Origin of the sequence: Streptomyces daghestanicus, from assembly GCF_020521275.1 — a bacterium.
Classification (GTDB): Bacteria; Actinomycetota; Actinomycetes; order Streptomycetales; family Streptomycetaceae; genus Streptomyces; species Streptomyces griseoviridis.
Map to the genome: position 1 here is coordinate 448,120 of NZ_BNDX01000002.1, position 23,130 is coordinate 471,249.

Sequence of the window (23,130 nt, forward strand, 5' to 3'; positions counted from 1 at the left end):
CGGGAAAACCCGCCTCTTCCGGGCGGCGGGCGGTACGGCGGAACCTGAGGGCGCGCAACGTGGCGCAGTCCACAGCGGCCTGTCGCGGATCAAGCTGACGTGACGGGCGAACGACCGCGAGAATGCCACTCAATGGCTTTGTCGCCTTTTCCGGCGGGTCGTTCGTGCCGCTGGGCACGCACGCTCGTTCTTCACGACGGAGCGGTCGGTGCGCCGTTCCGGGTGAGCTGGTCGTAGGAGCACAAACCGATGGGCGAGGGGTACGCATGACCGACACCGGCCAGATCCCGGAAGGGCTGCCGGAGAACGCAGGCATGGTGGAACACCCGGGCGTTCCCGCGCCCGGTGCGTACGCCTACCTCTCCGAGACCACCGCCGAGGACGAGGACCTGTTGCTGCTGCCCGGCGCGCAGAGCGCCTGGGGCAACGAGGTCGCGCCACCGGCGCCCGAGCCGGTCGTCGAGGCCGTCCACGAGCCCGAGCCGCACGAGATCTCCGGCCGGGACAGCGGCGCCTTCGACCTCGGCGCCGTGCGGACGGCGGCCCCCGCCGCGCCCCGCCGGCCCCTGCACCTCGGCCCGCCCCTGCCCGACACCTCGGCGAGCCCGGTGCGTTCGCTCGCCGACCGGGGCCCGGCCCACCCGGCCGCCAGACCCGCCGGCTCCCCGGCCCCCGGCCCCGAGGCCCCTCAGGCGGCGACGCCCTGGGCCGCGCAGCCCCCCGCCCAGGCCCAGACGGCCCCCGAGGCGGACCCCGCGGAAACGGTTGTTCCGGCGGACGTGCCGGAGAGCGGTGCGCAGACGGGTACGGTGCCGGATGCCGCGGCGCCGGAAGGTGCCGTACCGGAGAGCGCGGTGCCGGCGACCGAGGCCGCCGCGGAACCCCGGACGCCGGAGCCGGTCGCGGTGCCGGAGGCCCAGGAACAGCAGCCGCCGGTCCCGGCCGTCGGCACGCCGGTCGTGGCCGAGGAGCCGGTCGCCGCCCCGCAGGAGCACGCCGGGCCGGCCGCGGCCGTCGAGGTACCGGGCCCGGCGGGGGCGGAACCGGAGGCAGGGGCGGAGGCGTTCGAGGCACCCGCCCCCGTGGAGACACCGGCGCCGCAGGCCGCCGAGGCGACGGAAGCCCCGGCCGTCCCCGTCGCGGTCGCGGAAGCCCCGGTCGCGGAAGCCCCGGTCGCGGAAGCCCCGGTTGCCGAGGTGCCGGTCGCCCAGGTCCCGGGCGTCGGGGAGGCCGAGGCGTCCGGTGCGGAGGCGGCCCCCGAGCCCGCCGCCGATCCGGCAGGCGAGCCCGCCGCCGAGCCCGCCGTCGCGCTCGCCGAGCAGGCCCCGGCGACGGAACCCGCCGCCGGGGCCGTACCGGCGCCCACTTCGGAGGCAGCCGCCCCCGAGGCCGCACCGGCACTCCCCCCGGAGGCCGCCGCCCCCGAGGCCGTATCCGCCCCCGACCCGCTGCCGGAGGTCCCCGCCCCGGCGGCCGTGGACGCCGTACCCGCACTGCCCGATGCCGTACCGGCACAGCCCGACGCCGTACCCGCGCCGTCGTTCGGGGACCCGGCCGCGCCCGTCGCCTCGGAGCAGCCCGTCGCTCCGGAGGCCCTTGCCGCCGAGGCCCCCGCCGCATCCGAAGCCCCCGTCGCGGCGGAAGCACCGGTCGCGGCCGAGGCTCCCGTGGCCCCGGAGGCACCGGCGGTCGCGGAGGTCCCGGAGGTCCCGGAGGCACCGGTGACCCCCGTTGCTCCAGAGGCACCGGCCGTTGTCGCGGGCCCGCCCGAGGTCCCGCAGGCTCCCGCCGCCCCGCAGACACCGCCGGTCACAGGGGTCCCCGGCGTCCCGGACGTCCCCGCCACCCCCGAGCCCGCGGAGCACATCGAGCCCGCCGCTCTCGCGGCACCCGTCGAGGAACCCTCCGCGCGGACGGCTCCCGAGGCCCCCCTCGCGCCGCCCGCCCCGGAGCGGCTGGCCCTCGCGGAGGAGCCCTCGCGGCCGGCACCCGTGGAGCCGGCCCCGCAGCCCACGCCCCCCGCGTCCGTACCCGTACCGCCCGCACAGCCCGCCCAGGCTCCGCAGCCCCAGGCTCCGGTCCCGGGCCCCCAGTTCGTCCAGGAGCAGCACACCGTGGAGGGCGCCCCCCAGTCCGCCCAGGAGCAGGAAGCGGTGGCCGTGGTCCCGCAGCCCGCCCAGGGACCCCAGTCCGCCGTATCCGGGACGGACCTCCCGGCGGCACCGCAGCACCTCGCGGAGGCGGAGCCGCAGGCCGCGCCCCCCGCCGCCACGGTCCCCGCCCCCCGCGAGGGCGACCCGGAACCGGCCGCGGCCGGCCCCGTCCCCGCGCAGAGCGCCGACGACCTGGACACCCGTGCCGCCGAGCAGGAGGACCGGGAGGAAGCGGCCCGGCGGTCCACCGGACCCGCCGCGCCTCCCTACGACGACGCCGAGCGCGAGGCCGTCCTGAAGGTCATGCGCGAACGCCGGGACATCCGCAACGGCTTCCGCGGCGACCCCATCCCGCACGAGGTCCTGCTCCGTGTCCTGGAGGCGGCCCACACCGCCCCGTCCGTGGGCCACTCCCAGCCCTGGGACTTCGTCGTCATCCGCTCCGCCGACACCCGCCGTGCGATGCACGAACTGGCCGAGCGGCAGCGCGAGGCGTACGCCAAGTCCCTCCCGAAGGGCCGGGCGAAGCAGTTCAGGGAACTGAAGATCGAGGCCATCCTCGACACCCCGGTCAACATCGTCGTCACCGCCGACCCGACCCGCGGCGGCCGCCACACCCTCGGCCGGCACACCCAGCCGCAGATGGCGCCGTACTCCTCCGCGCTCGCCGTCGAGAACCTGTGGCTCGCCGCCCGCGCCGAGGGCCTCGGCGTCGGCTGGGTCAGCTTCTTCGACGAGCGTGAGATGGTCCGCGCCCTCGGCCTGCCCGAGCACCTGGAGGTCGTCGCCTACCTGTGCGTCGGCTACGTCGACGAGTTCCCGGACGAGCCCGAGCTGATGCAGGCCGGCTGGTCCAAGCGCCGCCCGCTGTCCTGGGTCGTCCACGAGGAGACGTACGGCCGCCGTGCCCTGCCCGGCGAGGACCCGCACGACCTGCTCGCCGAGACCGTCGCGCAGATCCGCCCGCTGGACGCCAAGGCGCTCGGCGAGGCGTGGGAGCGGCAGAAGCGGATGACCAAGCCGGCCGGCGCGCTCGGCATGCTGGAGATCATCTCCGCCCAGCTGTCCGGCCTGTCCCGGCAGTGCCCGCCGCCGATCCCGGAGCCCGCCGCCGTCGCCGTCTTCGCCGGGGACCACGGCGTGCACGCCCAGGGCGTCACCCCCTGGCCGCAGGAGGTCACGGCCCAGATGGTGGCCAACTTCCTCGGCGGGGGAGCGGTCTGCAACGCCTTCGCCACCCAGGTCGGCGCCGAGGTGTGCGTGGTGGACGTCGGTGTCGCCGCCGACCTGCCCGCGACCCCCGGTCTGCTGCCCCGCAAGGTCCGGCCGGGCACCGCCGACATGACGACCGGCCCCGCGCTGACCCGCGAGGAGGTCAAGCAGGCCATCGAGGTCGGCATCGAGACCGCCCGCGACCTGGTCGCCGCCGGCAACAAGGCGCTGCTCACCGGCGAGATGGGCATCGCCAACACCACCGCGTCCGCCGCGCTGATCTCCGTCTTCACCGGCGCCGACCCGGCCGAGGTCACCGGCCGCGGCACCGGCATCAACGACGAGACCCTGGCCCGCAAGACCGAGGTGGTCCGCCGCGCCCTGGAGCTCCACCGGCCCGACCCGGCCGACCCGATCGGCGTGCTCGCGGCGGTCGGCGGCCTGGAGCACGCGGCCATGGTCGGCCTGCTCCTCGGCGGCGCCTCCCTGCGGACGCCGGTCATCCTCGACGGCGTCAGCGCCGGTGCCGCCGCCCTGGTCGCCCGTGCCATCGCCCCCGAGGTGCTGGCGGCCTGCATCGCCGGCCACCGCAGCGCCGAGCCTGGCCATGTCGCCGCCCTCAACAAGCTGGGTCTGCGCCCCCTGGTCGACCTCGACCTCCGCCTCGGCGAGGGCACCGGCGCGCTGCTGGCCCTGCCGATGGTGCAGAGCACGGCGCGGGCCATGCACGAGGTCGCCACGTTCGACTCGGCGGGCGTCACGGAGAAGTAACCCGCCGGCCCCGGCAAGGGGCGGCGGTCACACGCCGCCGCCCCCACCGGCCGCCGTACCGCGCGCTCGCCCGGCGCCCGCGCGCACCCCTCGCCCACCGGAAGCCGCGTACCACCGGCCCGTCCGGCGACCGCGTACCGCCCGTCCACCGGAAGCCCGCGTACCACCCACCCACCTGGCGACCACGCGCCCGCCCATCGGACAAGCGCGCCACCCACCCACCTGGCGACCACGCGCCCCCACCCATCGGACAAGCGCGCCCCCCGTCCACCGGACGGCCAGGCACCCCGGGCCCGTCGGGCGACCACGCACCCCACCCCCACCGGGACGACCACGTATCATCCGCCCATCCAGTGACCGCGTACCACCCGCACCACCATCCACGGTCACTGCGTAAAATCCGCACGTCAGGGCAGCTCCAGAGCCGCAGCGCGCCCACCGCACCCCCGCCAGCACGAGGAGCCGCCCCTCATGGCCGAACACCCCGCCTACCCCGTAGGTCTCCGCCTGACCGGTCGCCGTGTGGTCGTCCTCGGCGGCGGACAGGTCGCCCAGCGCCGCCTGCCCGCCCTCGTCGCGGCGGGCGCGGACGTCCTGCTCGTCTCCCCGGAGGCCACCCCCTCGGTCGAGGCGATGGCGGACGCCGGCGAGCTGACCTGGGCGCGGCGCCCGTACGCCGACGGCGACCTCGCGGACGCCTGGTACGCCCTGATCGCCACCAGCGACCCGGCGGCCAACGCCGCCGCCTCCGCCGAGGGCGAGCGGCACCGTGTGTGGTGCGTCCGCGCCGACGACGCCGACCAGGCCACCGCCTGGACCCCGGCGACCGGCCAGAGCGAGGGCGTCACCGTCGCCGTGCTCACCACCAGCGCCCGGGGCCGCGACCCCCGCCACACCGCCGCCGTCCGGGACGCGGTCGTCGAGGGCCTGCGCGACGGCACCCTCGTCGCCCCGCACCACCGCACCCGCGCCCCGGGCGTCGCCCTGGTCGGCGGCGGCCCCGGCGACCCCGACCTGATCACCGTCCGCGGCCGGCGCCTGCTCGCCGAGGCCGACGTGGTGATCGCCGACCGCCTCGGCCCCCGCGACCTGCTCGCCGAGCTGCCGCCGCACGTCGAGGTGATCGACGCGGCGAAGATCCCCTACGGGCGGTACATGGCGCAGGAGGCCATCAACAACGCGCTCATCGAGCACGCCAAGCAGGGCAAGGCCGTGGTCCGGCTCAAGGGCGGCGACCCGTTCGTCTTCGGACGGGGCATGGAGGAGGCCCAGGCCCTGGCCGAGGCGGGCATCGCCTGCACCGTCGTCCCGGGCATCTCCAGCTCCATCTCCGTCCCCGGCGCGGCCGGCATCCCCGTCACCCACCGCGGCGTCGCCCACGAGTTCACCGTCGTCAGCGGCCATGTCGCCCCCGACGACGCGCGGTCCCTGGTGGACTGGCCGTCCCTGGCGAAGCTCACCGGCACCCTCGTCGTCCTCATGGGCGTCGACAAGATCGGCCGGATCGCCGAGACGCTGATCGCCCACGGCAAGTCCCCCGACACCCCGGTCGCCCTCGTCCAGGAGGGCACCACCGCGGCCCAGCGCCGGGTCGACGCCACCCTGGAGACGGTCGCGGAGACGGCCGTCGCCGAGGAGGTCCGCCCGCCCGCGGTCATCGTCATCGGCCCGGTCGTCCAGGTCTCGCCGAAGGGGACGGCCGTCTGACATGGCCGCCCCCGTCACCGTCACCGACCCCGCCGACCCGCGCCTGCACGACTACACGGACCTGACCGACGTCGCGCTGCGCCGCCGCCGCGAACCCGCCGAGGGCCTGTTCATCGCCGAGGGCGAGAAGGTCATCCGGCGGGCGGGCGACGCCGGGTACGCGATGCGGTCCATGCTCCTGTCGGAGAAGTGGGTCGACGTCATGCGCGACGTCATCGAGGAGACCACCGCCCCGGTCTACGTCGTCTCCCCGGCCGTCGCCGAGCAGGTCACCGGCTACCACGTGCACCGCGGCGCCCTCGCCTCGATGCACCGCAGGCGGATGCCCGCGCCCACCGCCCTGCTGGCCGGCGCCCGCCGGATCGCGGTCTTCGAGGACATCGTGGACCACGCCAACGTGGGCGCCGCCTTCCGCAACGCCGCCGCCCTCGGCGTCGACGCCGTCCTGCTCACCCCGCGCTGTGCCGACCCGCTCTACCGCAGGTCCGTCAAGGTCTCGATGGGCAACGTCTTCCAGGTGCCGTGGACCCGCCTGGAATCCTGGCCGCACGATCTCGGGACCCTGCGCGCCGAGGGCTTCACCGTCGCCGCGTTCTGCCTGAGCGACCGCGCGATCACCCTCGACGAACTCGCCGCCCGGGACCACGACCGGCTCGCCCTGCTCTTCGGCACCGAGGGCGACGGTCTCACGCCGGGGGCGCTCGACGCCGCCGACGTCCACGTCCGCATCCCGATGGACGCGGGCGTCGACTCGCTCAACGTGGCGGCGGCCTCGGCGGTGGCCTTCTACGCCACCCGCCCGCGCCCCGCCTGACCGTCGTAGGTCACCATGGCGGACGCCGTCCGCGCGCTCCCCTGGCCGTCCCCGCCGCCGAGTCCGCGCGACGGACCCTGACAGCCCTGTGCCGCGGCGATGCCGAGGGCCACCAGCAGCGTCACCACGACGAACACGAACAGCCGCTGGCGCAGCAGCCGGGGATTGGCGGGCCGCCGCCCCGTCCCGGTCGGGCGCGGTCCGGGCCGGCCGCCCCCGCCGCGCGACGCCGGACGGCCGCCGGTGCCGGGACGGGCGCCGTTGCGGCCGGTGGGACGGGAGCCGGGTGCGGGCCGCGCCCCGGAACCGCTGCGGGGAGCGGGCGCACCGCCCCGCGCCGGCGTGCCCCCGCGCGGCGGGCCGCCGCCCCGTGACGGACTGCTGTCCCGCGGGCCGCCGCCCCGTGACGGACTGCTGTCCCGCGAGCCGCCGCCCCGTGACGGACTGCCGTCCCGTACGCCGCCGCCCCGTGACGGACTGCCGTCCCGTACGCCGCCGCCCCGCGCGGGAGTGGCCCCGCGCCCCGGGCCGGGAGCCCGTGACCCGCCGCGCGAACCGGTCGTACCGCGTGACCCGCCCGTGCCCGGCGCACCCTGCGGACGCCGCCGTTCGCGGTCCGGATAGGTGTCGGCGAGCTGCCCCGTGGGCCGGTCCGCCTCCGCCGCGCGGGGCGCGGGCGGCCGTACGTCACCCAGGCCCTGGGCCTCGCGGGCGGCGATCTCCTTGAGCCGCAGCGACAGTTGCAGGGTGCTGGGCCGCTCCTCGGGGTCCTTCGCCAGGCATGCCCGCACCAGCGGGGCCAGCGCGTCCGGAACGCCGTGCAGCTGCGCCTCCTCGTGCACCACGCGGTACAGCATCACCTCGGAACTGCCGTGCCCGAAGGGCGAGTCGCCCATCGAGGCGTACGCCAGCGTGGCACCGAGCGAGAACACGTCCGTGGCCGGCGTGACCGCCGCCCCGCGCACCTGCTCGGGCGCGAGGAACCCGGGGGAGCCGACCGCCGTCCCGACGTGCGTGAGCGTCGAGGCACCGGTCGCCCAGGCGATGCCGAAGTCGATGATCCGCGGCCCCTTGGGGGACAGCAGGATGTTGGACGGCTTCAGGTCCCGGTGCACCACCCCGGCCTCGTGCACGGCGACCAGGCCCTCGGAGAGCGCGGCGCCCACGGCGGCGACGTCGGCCGCGCCCAGCGGCCCCTCATCGGCGACCTTGTCGTGCAGCGACGGGCCGGGCACGTACTGCGTGGCGAACCACGGCCGGTCCGCGTCCAGGTCCGCGGCGACCAGCCGCGCCGTGCACCCGCCCCTGATCCGTCGCGCCGCCGAGACCTCACGGGCGAACCGCGAACGGAACTCCTGATCCTCCGCCAGGTCCGGCCGGATGACCTTCAGCGCGACCCGCTGCCCCTTCTTGTCGGAGCCCAGGTAGACCACGCCCATCCCACCCGCGCCGAGCCGCCTGTGAAGCCTGAACGAGCCGACGACGCGCGGGTCCTCGCGCCTCAGGCGCATCATCGCCATGTTCATCCCCGCTGCCCGGTCCCACTGACGAGCCACAGCTTACGTTTCCCCGGCCGCCCGCGCGCAGAGGCCGCGCCCTCCGCACTCGATCGATTGTCAGTGGGCGGTGGGAGAATCGAGGAGTGGTCAGGAAGGGGACGGACGGGCCGGATCGGTACCGGCCGCGTCTCCAACCGGCCCGCCGAGAAGGGGGATTGAGTCCGTGAAAGGTGACCGTGTGGAAATAGTCGTGGACGCCGGGGACACGACACGGACCTACGAGGTGGTGGCCGGCCGGGCGGGCCGCCGGGTGGAGACGGCGGTGCGCCGGGGGGTGGTGGAGGTGAGCGAAGTCACGCGCAACGGCACGGTGGTCCGCACGGCCCGGTTCATGGCCAACCGCGTGCTGGCCCTGGTGGAGCAGCCGGTTCCGCGGGCGGACGGCTCGGAGAAAGCGGGACAGAGCGGGTGACCCCTCGGGGATGACCCCGAAAACCGGGGCACCTTCTCCACCCACGGGAGTACGCCCCTGGCCGGGGCTCATCCTCCGGGAGGCCCGGCAATCGGTACGAGGGCATGACGCCCGGCAGGGGCCGGACGCCTAGATTTGAGGTCAAGCGGCGGGTGCAGCACTCGTCCCCCGAGGTCAGACGCCCGCCGCTGCAGAACGACACCGATCGGCAACGGAACACAGGTCAGGAGAGGAGCCATGGCCCAGACGGCACCGCGGACACTGGTCCGCACGCAGGAGCGCGGGATGTACGCCGCCCCGTTCCGCACCCGTCGCCACGGCCGCCGTCACCCGCTGGTGGCGACGCTCATGGCCCTTCCCCTGGCGGCCCTGCTCCTCCTCGTCTTCGACGGGTGGGAGACGGTGGCCACACAGGCGTCGTCCGTGGGTGTGATGCTGGGGCGCTGAGCGGCGACCCCAGGCCCGGAAGAGCGGTCCGGGCGGGGACATCCATCCATGAAACCCCGTGGGGACGGGGGTGCGGCGGACGGCAAGGATGCCGGCGCAGCTGGGGAGCTGCGCCGGCATTGCCGTGCCCGGGCGAGCCCCGCCCCCATCGAGGGGACGGCGCCGCCCGTACCCTCACCCCGTGACGACGACGGCCCCCCTGCTCCCCGCCCTGACCGCCCGGGTCAGGGCCCAGGCGCACGCCCGTACCGCCGCCTGCCCCTGCGGCGCGGCCACGCTGGCCGACCGCCCGGACGCCACCGTCGTCCGGCACGGCGAGGTGGTCGCCAAGGCGCACGCCCCCGGCACCGACGCCGGCGCCCTGGCCCACCGCCTCGCGTTCACCGCCCGTCTCCCGGGCGTCCTCCTGCCCCCGCTCGCCCCCGCCCCCGCCGAACTGCACGGACGCCTGGTCACCTGCTGGCCGTACGGCGCCCCCGTGGACCCGGACGACCCGGCCGCCGCCCCGTGGGAGGCGGCCGGCGCGCTCCTCGCCCGGCTGCACCGGACGCCCGCCCCCGCCACCCTGCCCCCGATGCGCGGCCCGGCGAAGGCCGCCGCCGCCCTCGCCCGCCTCTGGCGCTCCGCGCCCCGCCACCCCGACGCCGCCCCCGTCCTGCGCGCCTGGGCCGCGCTGCCCGCGTGGGCGCGCGGCGAGGACGCGATGCCGGACACCGGCACCCCCTGCCACGGCGACTTCCACCTCGGCCAGCTCGTCCGGCACCCCACGGCCGGCGGCCCGTGGCTGCTGATAGACGTCGACGACCTGGGCCGCGGCGTGCCCGCCTGGGATCTCGCCCGCCCGGCCGCCTGGTACGCCTGCGGACTGCTGCCGCCCGACGAGTGGACGCGCTTCCTGGCCGCCTACCGCGCCGCCGGCGGACCCGCCGTCCCGCCGGCCGGCGATCCCTGGCCGGCGCTGGACGTCCCGGCCCGCGCCCTCACCGCGCAGACCGCCGCCCGGGCCCTGGCCAAGGCGGTCGCGGCCGGCCGCCCGCTGGACGAGGTGGAGCGCTGCCTGGTCGACGCCTGTGCGCGCATGCCGTCCGTCGCCCCCGGGGGACCGGCGTAGATCATCTGAAGAGTAGGGTGCAACCGACCGCAGCCGGACGGAGTCTGTCCTGGCGAAGCACGAAGCAGGACCTACCGGCGAGGAGTTGAGCCGACCATGCATTGTCCGAAGTGCCACGCACCGATGCACACGTACAACCGCAACGGCGTCCAGATCGAGCAGTGCAGTGGCTGCCGCGGGATCTTCCTGGACTACGGCGAGCTGGAGTCGCTGACCCGCCTGGAGTCCCAGTGGGCCCAGCCGGCCCCGCCGCCCCCGGCCGCCCCGCAGGCGTACCCCGCCGCCCCGGCCCCCGCCTGGGGCGCCCCGCACGGCGGCCACGGTCACCACGGCCACAACCGTCACAAGAGCTTCGGCCACATGCTGTTCTCCAGCTGAGGCGGGCCGCACGACGAAGCCCCCGGCCGCGCGAGGCGGCCGGGGGCTTTCGGCTGGTGGACGATACTGGGATTGAACCAGTGACCTCTTCCGTGTCAGGGAAGCGCTCTCCCGCTGAGCTAATCGTCCTCGGTACTGCGATCACCGCGTGCGCGATACTGGGATTGAACCAGTGACCTCTTCCGTGTCAGGGAAGCGCTCTCCCGCTGAGCTAATCGCGCGGAGATCCTTACGGATCGTGATCCTTGCGGATCAGTGGACGATACTGGGATTGAACCAGTGACCTCTTCCGTGTCAGGGAAGCGCTCTCCCGCTGAGCTAATCGTCCTTGGAGGTGGAGACGGGATTTGAACCCGTGTAGACGGCTTTGCAGGCCGTTGCCTCGCCTCTCGGCCACTCCACCAGGAGTGTAGGGGATCTTGTGGAACCCCTGTTCCTGCGAGCGGACGACGAGGCTCGAACTCGCGACCTCAACCTTGGCAAGGTTGCGCTCTACCAACTGAGCTACGTCCGCCTGTCGTTTCGGTCCGCTTGCGCGTCCCGGCGACGTGTTGAACTCTAGCGGATTCCCCGGCCAGCACAAAAACGCGTTTGCGCAGCGTGCTGCGGTGCGCTTGCCCGCCTGCCTGGTCAGAGCGTGCGGAAGGACACGTTCGGGTCACCTGGACGCCACCCCGCCTAGACTCGGCCAGGTGTCCGAGTTCCCGCCCCTGGCCCGTTTCGGAGACCGGATCGCCACCGGTCTCCTCGAGGTGACGACCGATCCCGCGGCCCTCGACTCCCGTGGCTTCTGGGCCGTCGCCGCGGACTTCGAGGGCCGTGTGATCTGCGCCCGTTTCGCCGAGGTCCGGGACGAGCCGGTGCCCGCGCCGCGCCCCGGCCGCTGGCGGGGACCGGAAGTCACCGACTGGACGTCCTCCCTGGACCGCGCCGCGTACACGGCGGCCGTCCGCCGCGTCCGGGAGCACATCGCGGCCGGCGAGGTCTACCAGGCCAACCTGTGCCGCGTGCTGTCCGCGCCCGTCCCGCCCGACGCCGACGTGGACGACCTCACCGCGCTGCTGGCACGCGGCAACCCGGCGCCGTACGCGGGCACGCTGCGGCTGCCCGGACACGGGGTGGAGATGGCCACCGCCTCGCCCGAGCTGTTCCTGCGCCGTGCCGGCCGGACCGTCGAGTCGGGCCCGATCAAGGGGACCGGGCGCACCGAGGCGGACCTGCTGGAGAAGGACCACGCCGAGAACGTGATGATCGTGGACCTGGTCCGCAACGACCTGGGCCGGGTCTGCGCCACCGGCACCGTGACCGTCCCCGACCTGTGCGTGGTGGAGAAGCACCCGGGGCTGGTCCACCTCGTCTCGACGGTCCGGGGCGGCCTGCGGGCCGGTGCCGGCTGGCCGGACCTGTTCGCCGCCGCCTTCCCGCCCGGCTCGGTCACCGGCGCCCCCAAGGCGAGCGCCCTCGGGATCATCCGGGCGCTGGAGACGGCGCCCCGCGGGCCGTACTGCGGCGCGGTCGGCTGGGTCGACGCCGACCGGGGCACCGCCGAGCTGGCCGTCGGCATCCGCACCTTCTGGATCGACCGGGCCGAGGGCCTCCTGAAGTTCGGCACCGGGGCCGGCATCACCTGGGGCTCGGACCCGGAGCGGGAGTGGCGGGAGACCGAGCTGAAGGCGTCCCGGCTGCTCGCGGTAGCGTCGGGGGCGTACGAAGCGAGCGGGGAGGGACCGGACACATGAAGATCTGGCTCGACGGCGGGCTGCGGGACGCGGAGTCCGCGCGGGTCTCGGCGTTCGACCACGGGCTGACCGTGGGCGATGGCGTCTTCGAGACGGTGAAGGCGGTGGCCGGCCGGCCCTTCGCCCTCACCCGGCACCTCGACCGGCTGGCCCGCTCGGCGCACGGGCTGGGCCTGCCCGAACCCGACCTCGACGAGGTCCGCCGCGCCTGCGCCGCCGTACTGGAGGCCAACCCCATGCCGCTGGGCCGGCTCCGGATCACCTGCACCGGGGGACAGGGGCCGCTCGGTTCCGACCGCGGCGCGCACGGGCCCACCCTCCTGGTCGCCCTCGGCGAGAGCGCCCCCCGCCCCGACACCACGGCCGTGATCACGGTCCCCTGGACCCGCAACGAACGCGGCGCGCTCACCGGCCTGAAGACCACCTCGTACGCCGAGAACGTCGTCGCGCTGGCCCGCGCCCGGGAACGCGGCGCCTCCGAGGCCCTGTTCGGCAACACGGTGGGGCGGCTGTGCGAGGGCACCGGCTCCAACGTCTTCGTCGTCCTCGACGGCGAGATCCACACCCCGCCCGTCACCTCCGGCTGCCTCGCGGGCATCACCCGCGCCCTCACCGCGGAGTGGACCGGCGCCGCCGAGACGGACCTGCCGCTGGACGTCCTGGAGCGGGCCGACGAGATCTTCCTGACCTCCACCCTGCGTGACGTCCAGGCCGTGCACCGCGTCGACGACCGGGCGCTGCCGGGCGCCCCGGGCCCGGTGACCGCCAAGGCCATGCGGATCTTCCAGGAGCGCGCCGCCGGCGACCTGGACCCCTGACCGGCGCACGGCGGCGCGTGGAAAAGGGGCTGCGCCCCTGCGGCGCGAAGGGTAGAACCACCCTGATGACCACCACCCTGCGGCCGACCGAGCCGCTCCACGACGCCGCCGACGGAACGCGTTCACGCCGCTACCAGGTGTGCGTGAACAGCCGCCCCGTCGGCACCCTGCGCCTGGGCACCTCGCCCGCCTTCGGCGCGTCGCTGGCCGTGCTCCACGACCTGCGCGTCGACGAGGGGGAGCGCCGGCGCGGCCGGGCCACGGTCGCCGCGCTCGCCGCCGAGGAGGTGGCACGGAGCTGGGGCTGCCGCCGGATCTCCACGGCCGTCCCGGCCGACGCGGCGGCGGCCCTGCGGCTGTTCGAGGCGCTCGGCTACACCCGGCTCAACCGCGGCATGCGCAAACGGCTCGGCGACACCCCGCCCGAGCTGCCCGCCGGCAGCCGCGCCCGGCCCATGACCCGGGACGAGTACGAGCGGTGGAACCCCCGCACCCGGGAGCGGTACGCGCGGGACTGGGCCGCCCGGGGCGTGCCCGAGGAGTCGGCCCGTACCAAGTCCCGGCACGACCACGACACACTGCTGCCGCACGGCCCGGACACCGAGAACACGCTGCTCAGCGTGGTGGACCACGACGGCGAACCGGTCGGTGTCCTCTGGGTGGCGCTGCGCCCGGACGACGCGTTCGTCTACAAGGTCGAGGTGGACGAGCCCTACCGGGGCCGGGGGCACGGGCGCACCCTGATGCGGCTCGCGGAGGCCCAGGCGATCACCGCGGGCCGCGGCGTGCTCGGACTCAGCGTGTTCGCCGGCAACACCCCGGCGGAGCGGCTCTACGAGTCACTCGGCTACGAGACGACCCTCGTCGGCTTCCACAAGCCGCTGCTCTAGGTGTGTTGTCCCGGCAGGTTGGTGACGCGGCTGGGTGGGTGGCCGTGGATGCCGGTGTGGGGTCGGTGGTAGTTGTACCGGTCCGGCCAGTCGGGAAACGCGGCCTGTCGTTCGCGGTCTGAGGTGTAGGGCCGGATGTGGGCCCACTCTTCGAGCAGGGTGCGGTGGAAGCGTTCGGCCTTGCCGTTGGTCTGCGGTCGCCACGGTTGGGTCCGGCGCGGCCGGATTCCCGGGTTCTGGCAGGTGTCGCGGCAGGTGTTTGTCGTGTGGGCCCAGGCGTTGTCGGTCAGCGCCCGCTCGACGGTGATGCCCCGGGCGGCGAACCAGGCGGTGGCCCGGATGAGGAAGGCGGCGCAGGTGGCGGCCTTCTCGTCGGGGGGGATCTTCGGTGTGAGCGAGCCGGGAGTGATCGTCCAGGGCGGTGTGGAGGCAGGCGGGACCGGTGCCGGTGCGGTTCTTGCGGCCGGCTGCGCGGCCGAGGACCTTGTGACCGCCGCCGTCGGGGATGCGGCCGAGTTTCTTGACGTCGATGTGGACGGGTTCGCCCGGGCGGGCGTGTTCGTGGCGGCGGACGGGCTCGCCTGTGGCCCGGTCCGGCGTGGCCGGGGCGGGCAGGTTGTGACGGACGGGATGCGGTGGGCCGTCGACGGCGCGATACCGCACCGGGCGGCCGGCCGGACGGGGCCGATGCGGTGCTCGCGCCGCAGGCGCACCGCCTGCTGTTCGGCCGTGTCGGGCGTCCGGCGCGGGCTGTGGTGGGGGCGGCTGGAGCGGTCGCGCATCCCGGCCTCGCCGGCCTGCCGGCAGCGACTGGCCCAGCGGGCTGCGGTGGTGTGGCTGACCTGGAAGCGTTCCGCGGCCCGCCGCAGCGGCCGGCCGTCGTCCACGACGCACCGGGCCGGGCGAAGCCGCCCGGTCGGAGTCAGCGGGGCGTTGCGGTGGGACACGAGGGCCTCCTGCGGTCGGGTGCAGATGTCGCAATCCACACCGAACCCAAGAAGGCCCTCACCCGTTCAAGCACCCAGCACGCGTGTCACCAACGTCCCGGGACAACACACCTAGCCGCCGGGCGAACCGCTCTCCGGACGCCCGGCCGCACTATCCCTCCAGCAGCCGGTCGGCGATCTCCTCGATCCGCTCGCGCAGCCCCTCCTGGCTCTTGCCGCCGTCGAGCCGCTGCCCGTCGATGACGTACGTCGGGGTCCCCGTCACGCCGATCGCCCTGCCCTCGGCCTCGTCGGCGTCGACGGCCAGGATGTGCCGGCCGTCGATCAGGGCCGTGTCGAACTCCTCGGCATCCAGCCCCAGTTCCCGGGCCACGTCGACCAGGAGGGCCTCGCCCGCGCGGTCCAGCTCCCCGCACCGGGCCAGCACGGCCTCGACGTACGGCCAGCCCCGCCCCTGCGCGGCGGCCTCCTCGGCGGCCTGCGCGGCGGCGAAGGCGTGCTTGTGCTTGGCCAGCGGGAAATGCCGCAGCCGCAGCTCCAGCCGGTCGCCGTAGCGGGCACGCAGGGCGCGCAGGTCGTCCAGGGCGGTACGGCAGTCCGGGCACTGGAGCTCGCACCACACGTCGAGCACGGGCGGGGCGGGGCGTACGGGGGAGGAATCGCTCATGGGACCAGTCTCCCAGCCCCGCCCGTGCCCGCCCAATCCCGGCCGCCGGGTCCCCCACCCCACCGGGACCTGAGGAGGAGCCGACCCCGAGCCGACCCGGAGATGCCCCTGATGTCGGGCCGGAGCATGGCCGCGCCGGGCGGGGACGGTGCAGGATGGAAGGGACGAAGACGCACGCTGCCCGACCGCGCCCAGCCCTGGAGGACCGGATGATTGCCGAGACCGTCTGTTCCGCCGTGTCCGCGGCCGGCCTTGGCATCGCGGCGGTCACCGCGTACCGCAGGCGCTTCCTGGCGGCGGTCCGCATCGCCGCCTACGCGCTGATCCCGGTCGCCCTGGTGATGACCGGCGTCGTCGACTGGGTGGCCGACACCGCCTTCTCCCCGACGGCCTGGGCCGGCTTCGCCCTGCTCGGCGTGGCCTGGTTGCTGTTCATGGTCACCCGCGCCGTGGAGCGCCGCCGCGGCGGCACCCGCAAGGAGCGCAGGCAGGCCCGCGCGGCGGCCCGGCGGGACGCCGTGGCCCCGGGGGCCTCGGCCCCCTCACTGGGCGGTGGCACCGCCCCGCGCCCGGCGTCGGCCCGTCCCGCCGGCGAACCCAAGGCGGGCACCGGGGACGACGACTTCAGCGACATCGAGGCCATCCTGAAGAAGCACGGCATATGAAACGCGTGTGACAGCCCGCGCGAGGGGACTGCGACCGCCCCGCTGAAACGACACAGTGAGCGGGGGAAGCGGCCGGAAACGATCACAACCCGAACCGAAGATCATCGATACCGGCGAACACAGGTGCCTCGCGGGCGTGTTGATCGCATCGGGCTCTGAACTGCGCCATCATCGCCGCGAGATGCTGGACACGACACAGCTGGACCACACAGAGAGCGATGCCGCGCCCAGGCCGCAAGAGCCCCGCGGATGTCTCTTCGCCCTTTCCCAGCCACCGCTGATGATCTTCCTTGCGGTGATCGGGTGTCTGCTGCTCATGGCTTCGCTGCACGACCTGCTGTTGCTGTGAGCCGTACCCGCGTTCCCCGGCGCCACCCGCCGGGGGCGCGAACACCCTCGGGTCCCGTCACCTCGCGCCTGCCTCCACCGGTCCCGCCACGCCCCCGTCCGCCCCACCGGACCGTCGCCGTCCCGTCCGCCCCACCGGCCCCCCCGGTCCCGCCACTCTCGCGCCCACCCGCCGGTCCGGTCACCTCGCGCCCGTTACCGCCCGTTACCTGTCGTTATGGCCCGCTCCCGCCCCGTCACCTCGGTCCCGCCAGCCCGGACCCGTTGGCCGGGGTCAGCCCGTCGCCTCCTTGCGCCGTGCCCGGTAGGCGGCCACGTGGAGCCGGTTGCCGCAGGTCCGGCTGTCGCAGTACCGCCGTGACCGGTTGCGCGAGAGATCGACGAAGGCACGCCGGCAGTCGGGCGCCTCGCAGCGCCGCAGCCGCTCCCGCTCCCCGGCGACCACGAAGAACGCCAGGGCCATCCCGCAGTCGGCCGCCAGATGGTCGGCGAGGGAGGCTCCGGGGGCGAAGTAGTGCACATGCCAGTCGTAGCCGTCATGGTCGGTGAGCCGGGGCGTGGTGCCCGCGGCGGCTACCAGCTCGTTGATCAGGCTCGCGGCGGCGCGGGTCTCGGTGGTGGCGAAGACGGTGGCGAACCGGCCGCGGATCGCTCGGACCGCCGAAAGGTCGGCCTCCGAGAGCACGCCGACATCACTGACCTCGTGGTTCTGCACGAAATCGTCGAGGGCGGCGACGTCCGGCAGCCCGTCCGGCGACGACTCGTCCTCCGGTGCGGTGTTCACCAGATCCACCACGGTGTCGAGGGCGCACCGGGTGTCGTGGGTGATCAGCACGTTTCGCTCCCTGGCCTGGAGACGGGCGGACGCCCGCCGATTGCTGGCCGATGGTAGTGGCATCCGCGCCCGGCGTCCGGCGCCGCGGCGTCCGGCCACCGCCGCCCACGCCCGGCGGTCGTCCCCGGCGCCCGTACAACGCCGCCGGCCCGCCGGTGGTTCCCGGCGGGCCGGGCACGACGCACACCGGCGCCGCCCCGCGGTGTGGTCCGCGGCGCGACGCCGGTCCGTTGTGCCGTTATGCGGTTGTCCCGGCCCGGTCCGTCACCCCGAGTCGACGGCGCCGGGCGGTCGGAGCGGCCTCGACCTAGCTTTCGGCCAGGATGTGCGACAGCTCCTGATCGAGGTCGAAGTGCCGGTGTTCCGTGCCGGGGGGCACGGCGGCGTCGGTGCGCTTCAGGAAGGACTCCAGGGCCCGCGCCGGGGCCTCGAGCAGTGCTTCGCCCTCCGGAGAGCTCAGGGCGATGCACACGACGCCCTGACCGTGGCTGCGCGACGGCCAGACACGGACGTCGCCGGTACCGGTGGGGCGGTGCAGCCCCTCGGCGAGGAGGTCGCGGGCGAACACCCACTCGACGGTCTCCTCGGCTCCGGTGTGGAAGGTGGCGTGCACGGCGTAGGGGTCGGCCGTGTCGTACCGCAGGCCTGCGGGGACAGGCAGTGAGGACTCGCTCGACACAACGAGGCGCAGGTGCAGCTCGCAGCTGACCGTGGTGTTCATAAGCGCCAGGGCCTTTCGCTCAGTGTGCGCTCGGGGATTCGCACGTCGGCCAAATCGACATGCCACCTACGGTGCCGTTGTAAACCCCTCTGAGTGTTTTGCGTGTCTTTACGTACCTCTTCCGGCCCAGGGTTCCGGGGCGGGCTGCGGCCATTCCGGTGACTCGTTTGGCTCCGGTAGGGTTTGGCCGTATGAGCACGGGGAGTAGTGATTCGGTCGAGGTGGCCGTGGTGGCGGACGGGACGGGCGCGGACACGGCGGAGGGCGAGCGGGGGCTCGGCTCGCGGGCGCCGGAATTCGTCAAGGCGCGGCGCATGCTGCACCTGAGCTGGCAGGTCGGCGTCTTCGTCGTCGGGCTCGCGGTCGTGGTGGCCGGCGTCATCATGCTGCCGCTGCCCGGGCCGGGCTGGGTGGTGATCTTCGGCGGCATGGCGATCTGGGCGACCGAGTTCGTCTGGGCGCAGCTCGTACTGCGCTGGACCAAGCGCAAGGTGACCGAGGCGGCACAGCGGGCACTCGACCCCAAGGTGCGGCGGCGCAACATCATCCTGACGGTGACCGGCCTCGTGATCATCGGGGCGATCGCCGGTTTCTACCTGTGGAAGTTCGGCCTCGTCATGCCGTGGAAGATCGAGGACCAGTGATCTGACCGGCGGCGCGGCGGCCCTGGGTCGCGGCCCTTCGCGGCTGGTCACGGGCACCCCCTGACATGCGGTAATGTTCTTCCCGCACCCGGGCGATTAGCTCAGTGGGAGAGCGCTTCGTTCACACCGAAGAGGTCACTGGTTCGAACCCAGTATCGCCCACCGGGATCTTCAGGCGGCCCGGCTCACGATCGTGAGCCGGGCCGCCTTGTCGTTGTGCCGACCACGCGTCGGCGTGGCCGGGCTTCATCCAACCGTGACCTTCCCGGCCGCCCGCATCGAGGAGTCCGGTGCTGTTCGAGGGGTCGATCACACCGCGTCCACCAGGGTTTTCGCTCCGTGTCCGGCGCGGGGGCCCGGTGCTGCGGGCGTCCGCGGCCGGCCGGGTCGCCCGGCAATTCCTGTCCGAATCATTGACGCGCCCCTGGGCCCTCCGTACCTTGTGCCAGCAAGCGCTTACTTGAAACGATTCATGGAACCACCATGGGGCGAACGCAACGTCGCGGGGAGGCTCATATGCAGCAGGGCGGGAATGCGCGGACCGGGATCGAGAGGCGCACGATCCTCAAAGCGGCGGGGGCCTCGCTGGCCGTCGCGGGGCTGGGCGCCACGGCCACCGCGTGCGGTGGCGGCAGCGGCTCGGCGGACGGCACGGTGACCATCCGCTACGCCTGGTGGGGCGGCGAGCCGCGGGCCATCGCCATCAAGAAGTCGATCGCGCTCTTCGAGAAGAAGTACCCGAAGATCAAGATCAAGCCGGAATTCACGGACTACGAGGCGTTCTGGGAGAAGTTCCAGACCCAGGCCTCCGGCGGGAATCCGCCGGACGTATTCCAGAATGCGGTCGCTTTCCTGCGCAAGTACGACAAGCGCGGTGTCCTGATGGACCTCAAGACGCAGGCGGACGCGGGCAATCTGAGCCTGGACAATTTCCGCAACGGCGTTCTGGCGGCCGGTCAGGCCGACGGGAAGCAGCTCGGTGTGCCGGTCGGCGCCAACACCATGTCGCTCGTCATCGACCTGAAGGCGTTCCGGAAGGCGGGCGTCCAGCCGGAGTTCGGCTGGACCTGGGACGAGTACTTCGAGGCGCTCCAGACCATCCAGGACAAGCTGAAGATCGCCGGGGACACCGGCTACTTCACCATCATGTACCTCTACGACCTGTACCTCCGGCAGAACGGCAAGGCGTTCTTCACCGACAGCGCTCTCGGCTTCACCGAGGACGACCTGACGCGGTGGTGGGAGGACGGCTACAAGCGCGTGAGGTCCGGGCTGGTCGCCGACCCGAAGAAGATCGAGCAGGTGAAGCCCAAGTCGGGCCTGTCGGCCGGGCTCGCCGCCTCCGAGTTCACCTGGGACAACTTCTCCATCCGCTACGAGGGCGAGGGCGAGTCCGACTACGGCCTCGCGCCCATCCCGACCACCGACGGCAAGGACACCGGCCAGTACCTCGGCTCGCTGATGCTCAGCGCCTTCACCGGCACCCAGCACCCCAAGGAGGTCGCGCAGTTCATCGACTTCATGGTCCACGACCCCGAGGTCGGCAAGATCATGGGCTACGACCGCGGCATCCTCGCCACCACCGAGCAGTACGAGGCGTACGCGCCCTCCGACGGCCCCGACAAGGGCGTCAAGGCGTACGAGGAGGAGGTCGCCGCCGCCGGAGTGCTCGGGAAGATCACCCCGCACCCGTCCGGCGCCGATGTCATCGAGGCGGCGTTCCTGCGCATCGGCGGGGAGGTCGCCCAGGGCAAGGCCAAGCCGGCCGACGCCGCCAGGACGCTGTTCAGCGAGGCCAAGGCCGCCTTCGCGGGCTGAGGGGACGTACCACCATGACGCTCGTCAAGGAAGCGCCCGCACCCCCGGCCGGGAAGCGGGCCGCCGCTCCCGCCGCCGGGCGGCGCGGGCGGCGCCGCGAGAACCTCGCCGGCTACCTCTTCATGTCGCCGTGGATCGCCGGGTTCGTGCTGCTCACGGCGGGGCCGATGATCGCGTCGCTGTACTACGCGTTCACCAGCTACAACCTGTTCACGCCGCCGAAGTGGGTGGGGCTGGACAACTTCACGACGATGTTCCAGGACCCGCGCTGGCAGAAGTCGGTCGAGGTCACCCTCAAGTACGTCGTCGTGGCCACCCCGCTGAAACTGCTGCTCGCGCTCGGCGTCGCCATGCTGCTCGCGCAGAAGCGGCGCGGGCAGGGGCTGTACCGGGCCGCGTTCTACCTGCCCTCGCTCATCGGGGCCAGCGTCTCCGTGGGCTTCGTGTGGCGGGCGCTGTTCTCGGACGACGCGATCGTCGACCGTTCGCAGAAGGTCTTCGGACTGGACGTGGGCGGCTGGATCGGCAACCCCGACTACGTCCTCTACGCCCTGGTCGCCCTGAGCATCTGGCAGTTCGGCGCGCCCATGGTCATCTTCCTGGCCGGCCTCAAGCAGGTCCCGCGCGAGCTGTACGAGGCGGCCGAGGTGGACGGCGCCGGACCGCTGCGCCGGTTCTGGAACATCACGCTGCCGATGATCTCCCCGGTGCTGTTCTTCAACGTGCTGCTGGAGTCCATCCACGCGTTCCAGGTGTTCGGCTCGGCCTACGTCGTCTCCGACACCCGGTGCGGACCGGCCGACGCCACCCTCGTCTACACCTGCTACCTCTACCAGAAGGGCTTCAAGGAGGCCCAGATGGGCTTCGCCTCCGCGATGGCCTGGACGCTGGTGATCGCGGTGGCGCTGGTGACGGCGGTGCTGTTCTGGTCGCAGAAGAAGTGGGTGCACTACGAGGAGGCCGCCAAGTGACCACCGCCACCAGCCCCGCGGTACGCACCGCCGGCGAACGGCGCCGTACCGGCTCGATCGCCTGGCACGTGGGCGCGCTCGTCGTCCTCGCGGTCGTCCTCTACCCCGTCGTCTGGGTGGTCGGCGCGGCGTTCAAGCCGAGCAAGGACATCATCGCCAGCCTCGACCTGCTGCCCGCCCGACCCGTCTGGGCCAACTTCTCCGGTCTCGCCGACGGCATCTCCGGCATCTCCGTCAGCAGCTTCTTCGTCAACTCGCTGCTGTACGCGGTGCTCGCCGTGGTCGGCGTGGTGCTGTCCGCCTCGCTCACGGCGTACGCCTTCGCCAAGATCCGGTTCGCCGGGCGGAACCTGCTGTTCACCCTCATGATCGGCACGCTGCTGCTGCCCTACCACGTCCTGCTCATCCCGCAGTACGTGATGTTCCGCAAGCTCGAACTGGTCGACACCCTGGTGCCGTTGGTGGCGGGCAAGTTCCTGGCGACGGAGGCGTTCTTCGTCTTCCTGATGGTGCAGTTCATGCGCGGGCTGCCGCGTGAGCTGGACGAGGCCGCCAAGCTCGACGGCTGCGGGCACCTGCGGACCTACTGGTCCATCGTGCTGCCGCTGTGCCGCCCCGCCCTCATCACCAGCGCCATCTTCACCTTCATCAACGCCTGGAACGACTTCATGGGGCCGTTGATCTACCTCAACACCCCCTCCAAGTACACCGTCTCCCTCGGCCTGATGATGTTCCGCGACCAGGAGGGCATCTCCAACTACGGCAGCATGATCGCGATGTCGCTGGTGGCGCTGGTCCCCGTCGTCGCCTTCTTCATGGCCTTCCAGCGCTATCTCATCGACGGCATGGCCACGTCCGGACTGAAGTGAGGCGGTCAGCATGGCTGAGGCACGTGTGAAGGCACGCCGGGAGTCCCCGTTCGGCGAACGGTTCTCCCTCTTCGCCGAGTGTCTGCTCACCGGTGTGTGGATCGCCGTGGCCTGCCTCGGCATCGTCACCGTCCCCGCGGCCTTCGCCGCCGGCGCCCGGCACCTGCGGCGCCGTACCGGGCACGAGGGCGGCGGCGTGCGGGAGTTCGCCGCCGACTTCGGGGCGGCCGTGCGCCGCGGCTGGCTGGCCGGGCTGGCCGGCTGGGCCGTGGCCGGCGCGGTCTGGACCGACGTCCAGGCCGCGCGGGCGGGGCTGCCCGGCGGGCCGGTCGCCGGGGCGGTCGGCCTCTTCGCGCTCATCGCGCTGACGGTGGCCGGGCTGCGCGCGGCGGCGGTGTGGACGCCCGGCGCGTCCTGGCGCGCGCTGCTGGCCGCCGCCGTCCGCCGCACCCTGGGGGACCCCGCCGGGTCCCTGCTGATCGTCTGCGGACTCGCGGTCGTCGCCGGGTCCGCCTGGCTCCTGCCGCCGCTGGCGGTCCCGGTCCTCGGGGCCGTCGCGGCGGCCGCGGTCGCCGTGGAGGAGCGGCACACCGGCCGCGGCTGAGACCCCTCTTCCCGGGGCCGGCGCCCGTGA

The 23,130-nt window shown here is 73.9% G+C and carries 21 protein-coding genes, 6 tRNA genes and 1 pseudogene; 18 read left to right on the forward strand and 10 right to left on the reverse strand.

The genetic code is table 11. The features are described 5' to 3' along the window. Nucleotides 1–266 precede the first annotated feature (266 nt). The 3 genes from cobT (at nt 267) to Sdagh_RS02220 (ending at nt 6,657) form a co-directional block, all read left to right on the forward strand. On the forward strand, nt 267–4,136 hold the full coding sequence (gene cobT, locus Sdagh_RS02210) for a nicotinate-nucleotide--dimethylbenzimidazole phosphoribosyltransferase (RefSeq protein WP_190077561.1): 3,870 nt from the start codon (nt 267–269) through the stop codon (nt 4,134–4,136). A gap of 471 nt (nt 4,137–4,607) precedes the next feature. Further along, a complete protein-coding gene (cobA, locus tag Sdagh_RS02215; protein WP_189418827.1) occupies nt 4,608–5,843 on the forward strand; it encodes a uroporphyrinogen-III C-methyltransferase in 1,236 nt (411 codons plus the stop codon). Between the two features lies 1 nt (nt 5,844). Further along, complete coding sequence (locus tag Sdagh_RS02220; RefSeq protein WP_189418830.1) at nt 5,845–6,657, forward strand: TrmH family RNA methyltransferase; 813 nt, start codon at nt 5,845–5,847, stop codon at nt 6,655–6,657. Here Sdagh_RS02220 and Sdagh_RS02225 read toward each other — a convergent pair. After that, a complete protein-coding gene (locus Sdagh_RS02225; RefSeq protein ID WP_190077582.1) occupies nt 6,630–8,183 on the reverse strand; it encodes a serine/threonine-protein kinase in 1,554 nt (517 codons plus the stop codon). The two genes, Sdagh_RS02220 and Sdagh_RS02225, sit on opposite strands and share 28 nt — an antisense overlap. A gap of 196 nt (nt 8,184–8,379) precedes the next feature. Between Sdagh_RS02225 and Sdagh_RS02230 the strand changes: the two genes are divergently transcribed. From Sdagh_RS02230 to Sdagh_RS02245, 4 genes are all read left to right on the forward strand, one after another. Further along, on the forward strand, nt 8,380–8,628 hold the full coding sequence (locus tag Sdagh_RS02230; protein WP_189418831.1) for a DUF8836 family protein: 249 nt from the start codon (nt 8,380–8,382) through the stop codon (nt 8,626–8,628). A 237-nt stretch (nt 8,629–8,865) separates the two neighbouring features. Beyond that, nucleotides 8,866–9,075, forward strand: coding sequence for a hypothetical protein (locus Sdagh_RS02235; protein ID WP_189418833.1), 210 nt, complete (start codon nt 8,866–8,868; stop codon nt 9,073–9,075). A 181-nt stretch (nt 9,076–9,256) separates the two neighbouring features. Continuing rightward, nucleotides 9,257–10,186 carry a phosphotransferase family protein gene (locus Sdagh_RS02240; protein WP_226534450.1) on the forward strand — a complete coding sequence of 310 codons (930 nt, stop codon included), beginning with the start codon at nt 9,257–9,259 and terminating at the stop codon, nt 10,184–10,186. 96 nt (nt 10,187–10,282) lie between these two features. Further along, complete coding sequence (locus Sdagh_RS02245) at nt 10,283–10,564, forward strand: TFIIB-type zinc ribbon-containing protein (RefSeq protein WP_189418837.1); 282 nt, start codon at nt 10,283–10,285, stop codon at nt 10,562–10,564. Nucleotides 10,565–10,618: 54 nt separating this feature from the next. Here the strand turns inward: Sdagh_RS02245 and Sdagh_RS02250 are convergent. The 5 genes from Sdagh_RS02250 to Sdagh_RS02270 form a co-directional block, all read right to left on the reverse strand. Next, nucleotides 10,619–10,693 (reverse strand) — tRNA-Val (locus Sdagh_RS02250). 20 nt (nt 10,694–10,713) lie between these two features. Beyond that, nucleotides 10,714–10,785: transfer RNA gene (locus tag Sdagh_RS02255), tRNA-Val, on the reverse strand. Between the two features lie 35 nt (nt 10,786–10,820). Then, nucleotides 10,821–10,892: transfer RNA gene (locus Sdagh_RS02260), tRNA-Val, on the reverse strand. A 1-nt stretch (nt 10,893) separates the two neighbouring features. Then, nucleotides 10,894–10,967 (reverse strand) — tRNA-Cys (locus Sdagh_RS02265). 38 nt (nt 10,968–11,005) lie between these two features. Then, nucleotides 11,006–11,078: transfer RNA gene (locus tag Sdagh_RS02270), tRNA-Gly, on the reverse strand. Nucleotides 11,079–11,256: 178 nt separating this feature from the next. On the opposite strand from Sdagh_RS02270, the gene Sdagh_RS02275 reads away from it, so the two are divergent. From Sdagh_RS02275 to Sdagh_RS02285, 3 genes are all read left to right on the forward strand, one after another. Beyond that, the gene (locus tag Sdagh_RS02275) at nt 11,257–12,303 is read left to right on the forward strand and encodes a chorismate-binding protein (protein ID WP_190077559.1); all 1,047 of its coding nucleotides are present in this window, start codon (nt 11,257–11,259) and stop codon (nt 12,301–12,303) included. Continuing rightward, complete coding sequence (locus Sdagh_RS02280; protein WP_189418842.1) at nt 12,300–13,121, forward strand: aminotransferase class IV; 822 nt, start codon at nt 12,300–12,302, stop codon at nt 13,119–13,121. Before Sdagh_RS02275 ends, Sdagh_RS02280 begins: the two co-directional genes overlap by 4 nt. Before the next feature lie 65 nt (nt 13,122–13,186). Beyond that, entirely contained in the window at nt 13,187–14,011 is an 825-nt protein-coding gene (locus tag Sdagh_RS02285; RefSeq protein ID WP_190009799.1) for a GNAT family N-acetyltransferase, read from the forward strand. Here Sdagh_RS02285 and Sdagh_RS02290 read toward each other — a convergent pair. Both Sdagh_RS02290 and Sdagh_RS02295 read right to left on the reverse strand, forming a co-directional pair. Beyond that, nucleotides 14,008–14,958: pseudogene (locus Sdagh_RS02290) on the reverse strand (IS481 family transposase). The gene Sdagh_RS02285 and the pseudogene Sdagh_RS02290 sit on opposite strands and share 4 nt — an antisense overlap. Before the next feature lie 151 nt (nt 14,959–15,109). Continuing rightward, on the reverse strand, nt 15,110–15,625 hold the full coding sequence (locus tag Sdagh_RS02295; protein ID WP_190009801.1) for a DsbA family protein: 516 nt from the start codon (nt 15,623–15,625) through the stop codon (nt 15,110–15,112). 209 nt (nt 15,626–15,834) lie between these two features. Here Sdagh_RS02295 and Sdagh_RS02300 point away from each other — a divergent pair, with 209 nt between their 5' ends. Together Sdagh_RS02300 and Sdagh_RS02305 are read left to right on the forward strand one after the other, a co-directional pair. After that, nucleotides 15,835–16,290, forward strand: coding sequence for a hypothetical protein (locus Sdagh_RS02300; RefSeq protein ID WP_189418848.1), 456 nt, complete (start codon nt 15,835–15,837; stop codon nt 16,288–16,290). A gap of 136 nt (nt 16,291–16,426) precedes the next feature. Beyond that, nucleotides 16,427–16,639: a hypothetical protein gene (locus Sdagh_RS02305; protein ID WP_189419144.1), complete on the forward strand. Its 213-nt coding sequence runs from the start codon at nt 16,427–16,429 to the stop codon at nt 16,637–16,639. A 273-nt stretch (nt 16,640–16,912) separates the two neighbouring features. Here the strand turns inward: Sdagh_RS02305 and Sdagh_RS02310 are convergent, their stop codons facing one another. Together Sdagh_RS02310 and Sdagh_RS02315 are read right to left on the reverse strand one after the other, a co-directional pair. Then, entirely contained in the window at nt 16,913–17,473 is a 561-nt protein-coding gene (locus tag Sdagh_RS02310) for a CGNR zinc finger domain-containing protein (protein ID WP_190077558.1), read from the reverse strand. A 307-nt stretch (nt 17,474–17,780) separates the two neighbouring features. After that, nucleotides 17,781–18,194: an SsgA family sporulation/cell division regulator gene (locus Sdagh_RS02315; RefSeq protein WP_004002642.1), complete on the reverse strand. Its 414-nt coding sequence runs from the start codon at nt 18,192–18,194 to the stop codon at nt 17,781–17,783. Between the two features lie 191 nt (nt 18,195–18,385). Between Sdagh_RS02315 and Sdagh_RS02320 the strand changes: the two genes are divergently transcribed. From Sdagh_RS02320 to Sdagh_RS02345, 6 genes are all read left to right on the forward strand, one after another. Further along, the gene (locus tag Sdagh_RS02320; protein WP_190077557.1) at nt 18,386–18,838 is read left to right on the forward strand and encodes a TIGR02611 family protein; all 453 of its coding nucleotides are present in this window, start codon (nt 18,386–18,388) and stop codon (nt 18,836–18,838) included. A 90-nt stretch (nt 18,839–18,928) separates the two neighbouring features. Then, nucleotides 18,929–19,000, forward strand: a tRNA-Val gene (locus Sdagh_RS02325). 354 nt (nt 19,001–19,354) lie between these two features. Further along, a complete protein-coding gene (locus tag Sdagh_RS02330; protein WP_189418856.1) occupies nt 19,355–20,656 on the forward strand; it encodes an ABC transporter substrate-binding protein in 1,302 nt (433 codons plus the stop codon). 14 nt (nt 20,657–20,670) lie between these two features. Next, the gene (locus Sdagh_RS02335) at nt 20,671–21,627 is read left to right on the forward strand and encodes a carbohydrate ABC transporter permease (protein ID WP_189418858.1); all 957 of its coding nucleotides are present in this window, start codon (nt 20,671–20,673) and stop codon (nt 21,625–21,627) included. Then, nucleotides 21,624–22,496, forward strand: coding sequence for a carbohydrate ABC transporter permease (locus Sdagh_RS02340; protein WP_190009805.1), 873 nt, complete (start codon nt 21,624–21,626; stop codon nt 22,494–22,496). Before Sdagh_RS02335 ends, Sdagh_RS02340 begins: the two co-directional genes overlap by 4 nt. Nucleotides 22,497–22,506: 10 nt before the next feature. Next, entirely contained in the window at nt 22,507–23,100 is a 594-nt protein-coding gene (locus Sdagh_RS02345) for a hypothetical protein (RefSeq protein WP_189418863.1), read from the forward strand. The last annotated feature ends 30 nt before the right edge of the window (nt 23,101–23,130 follow it).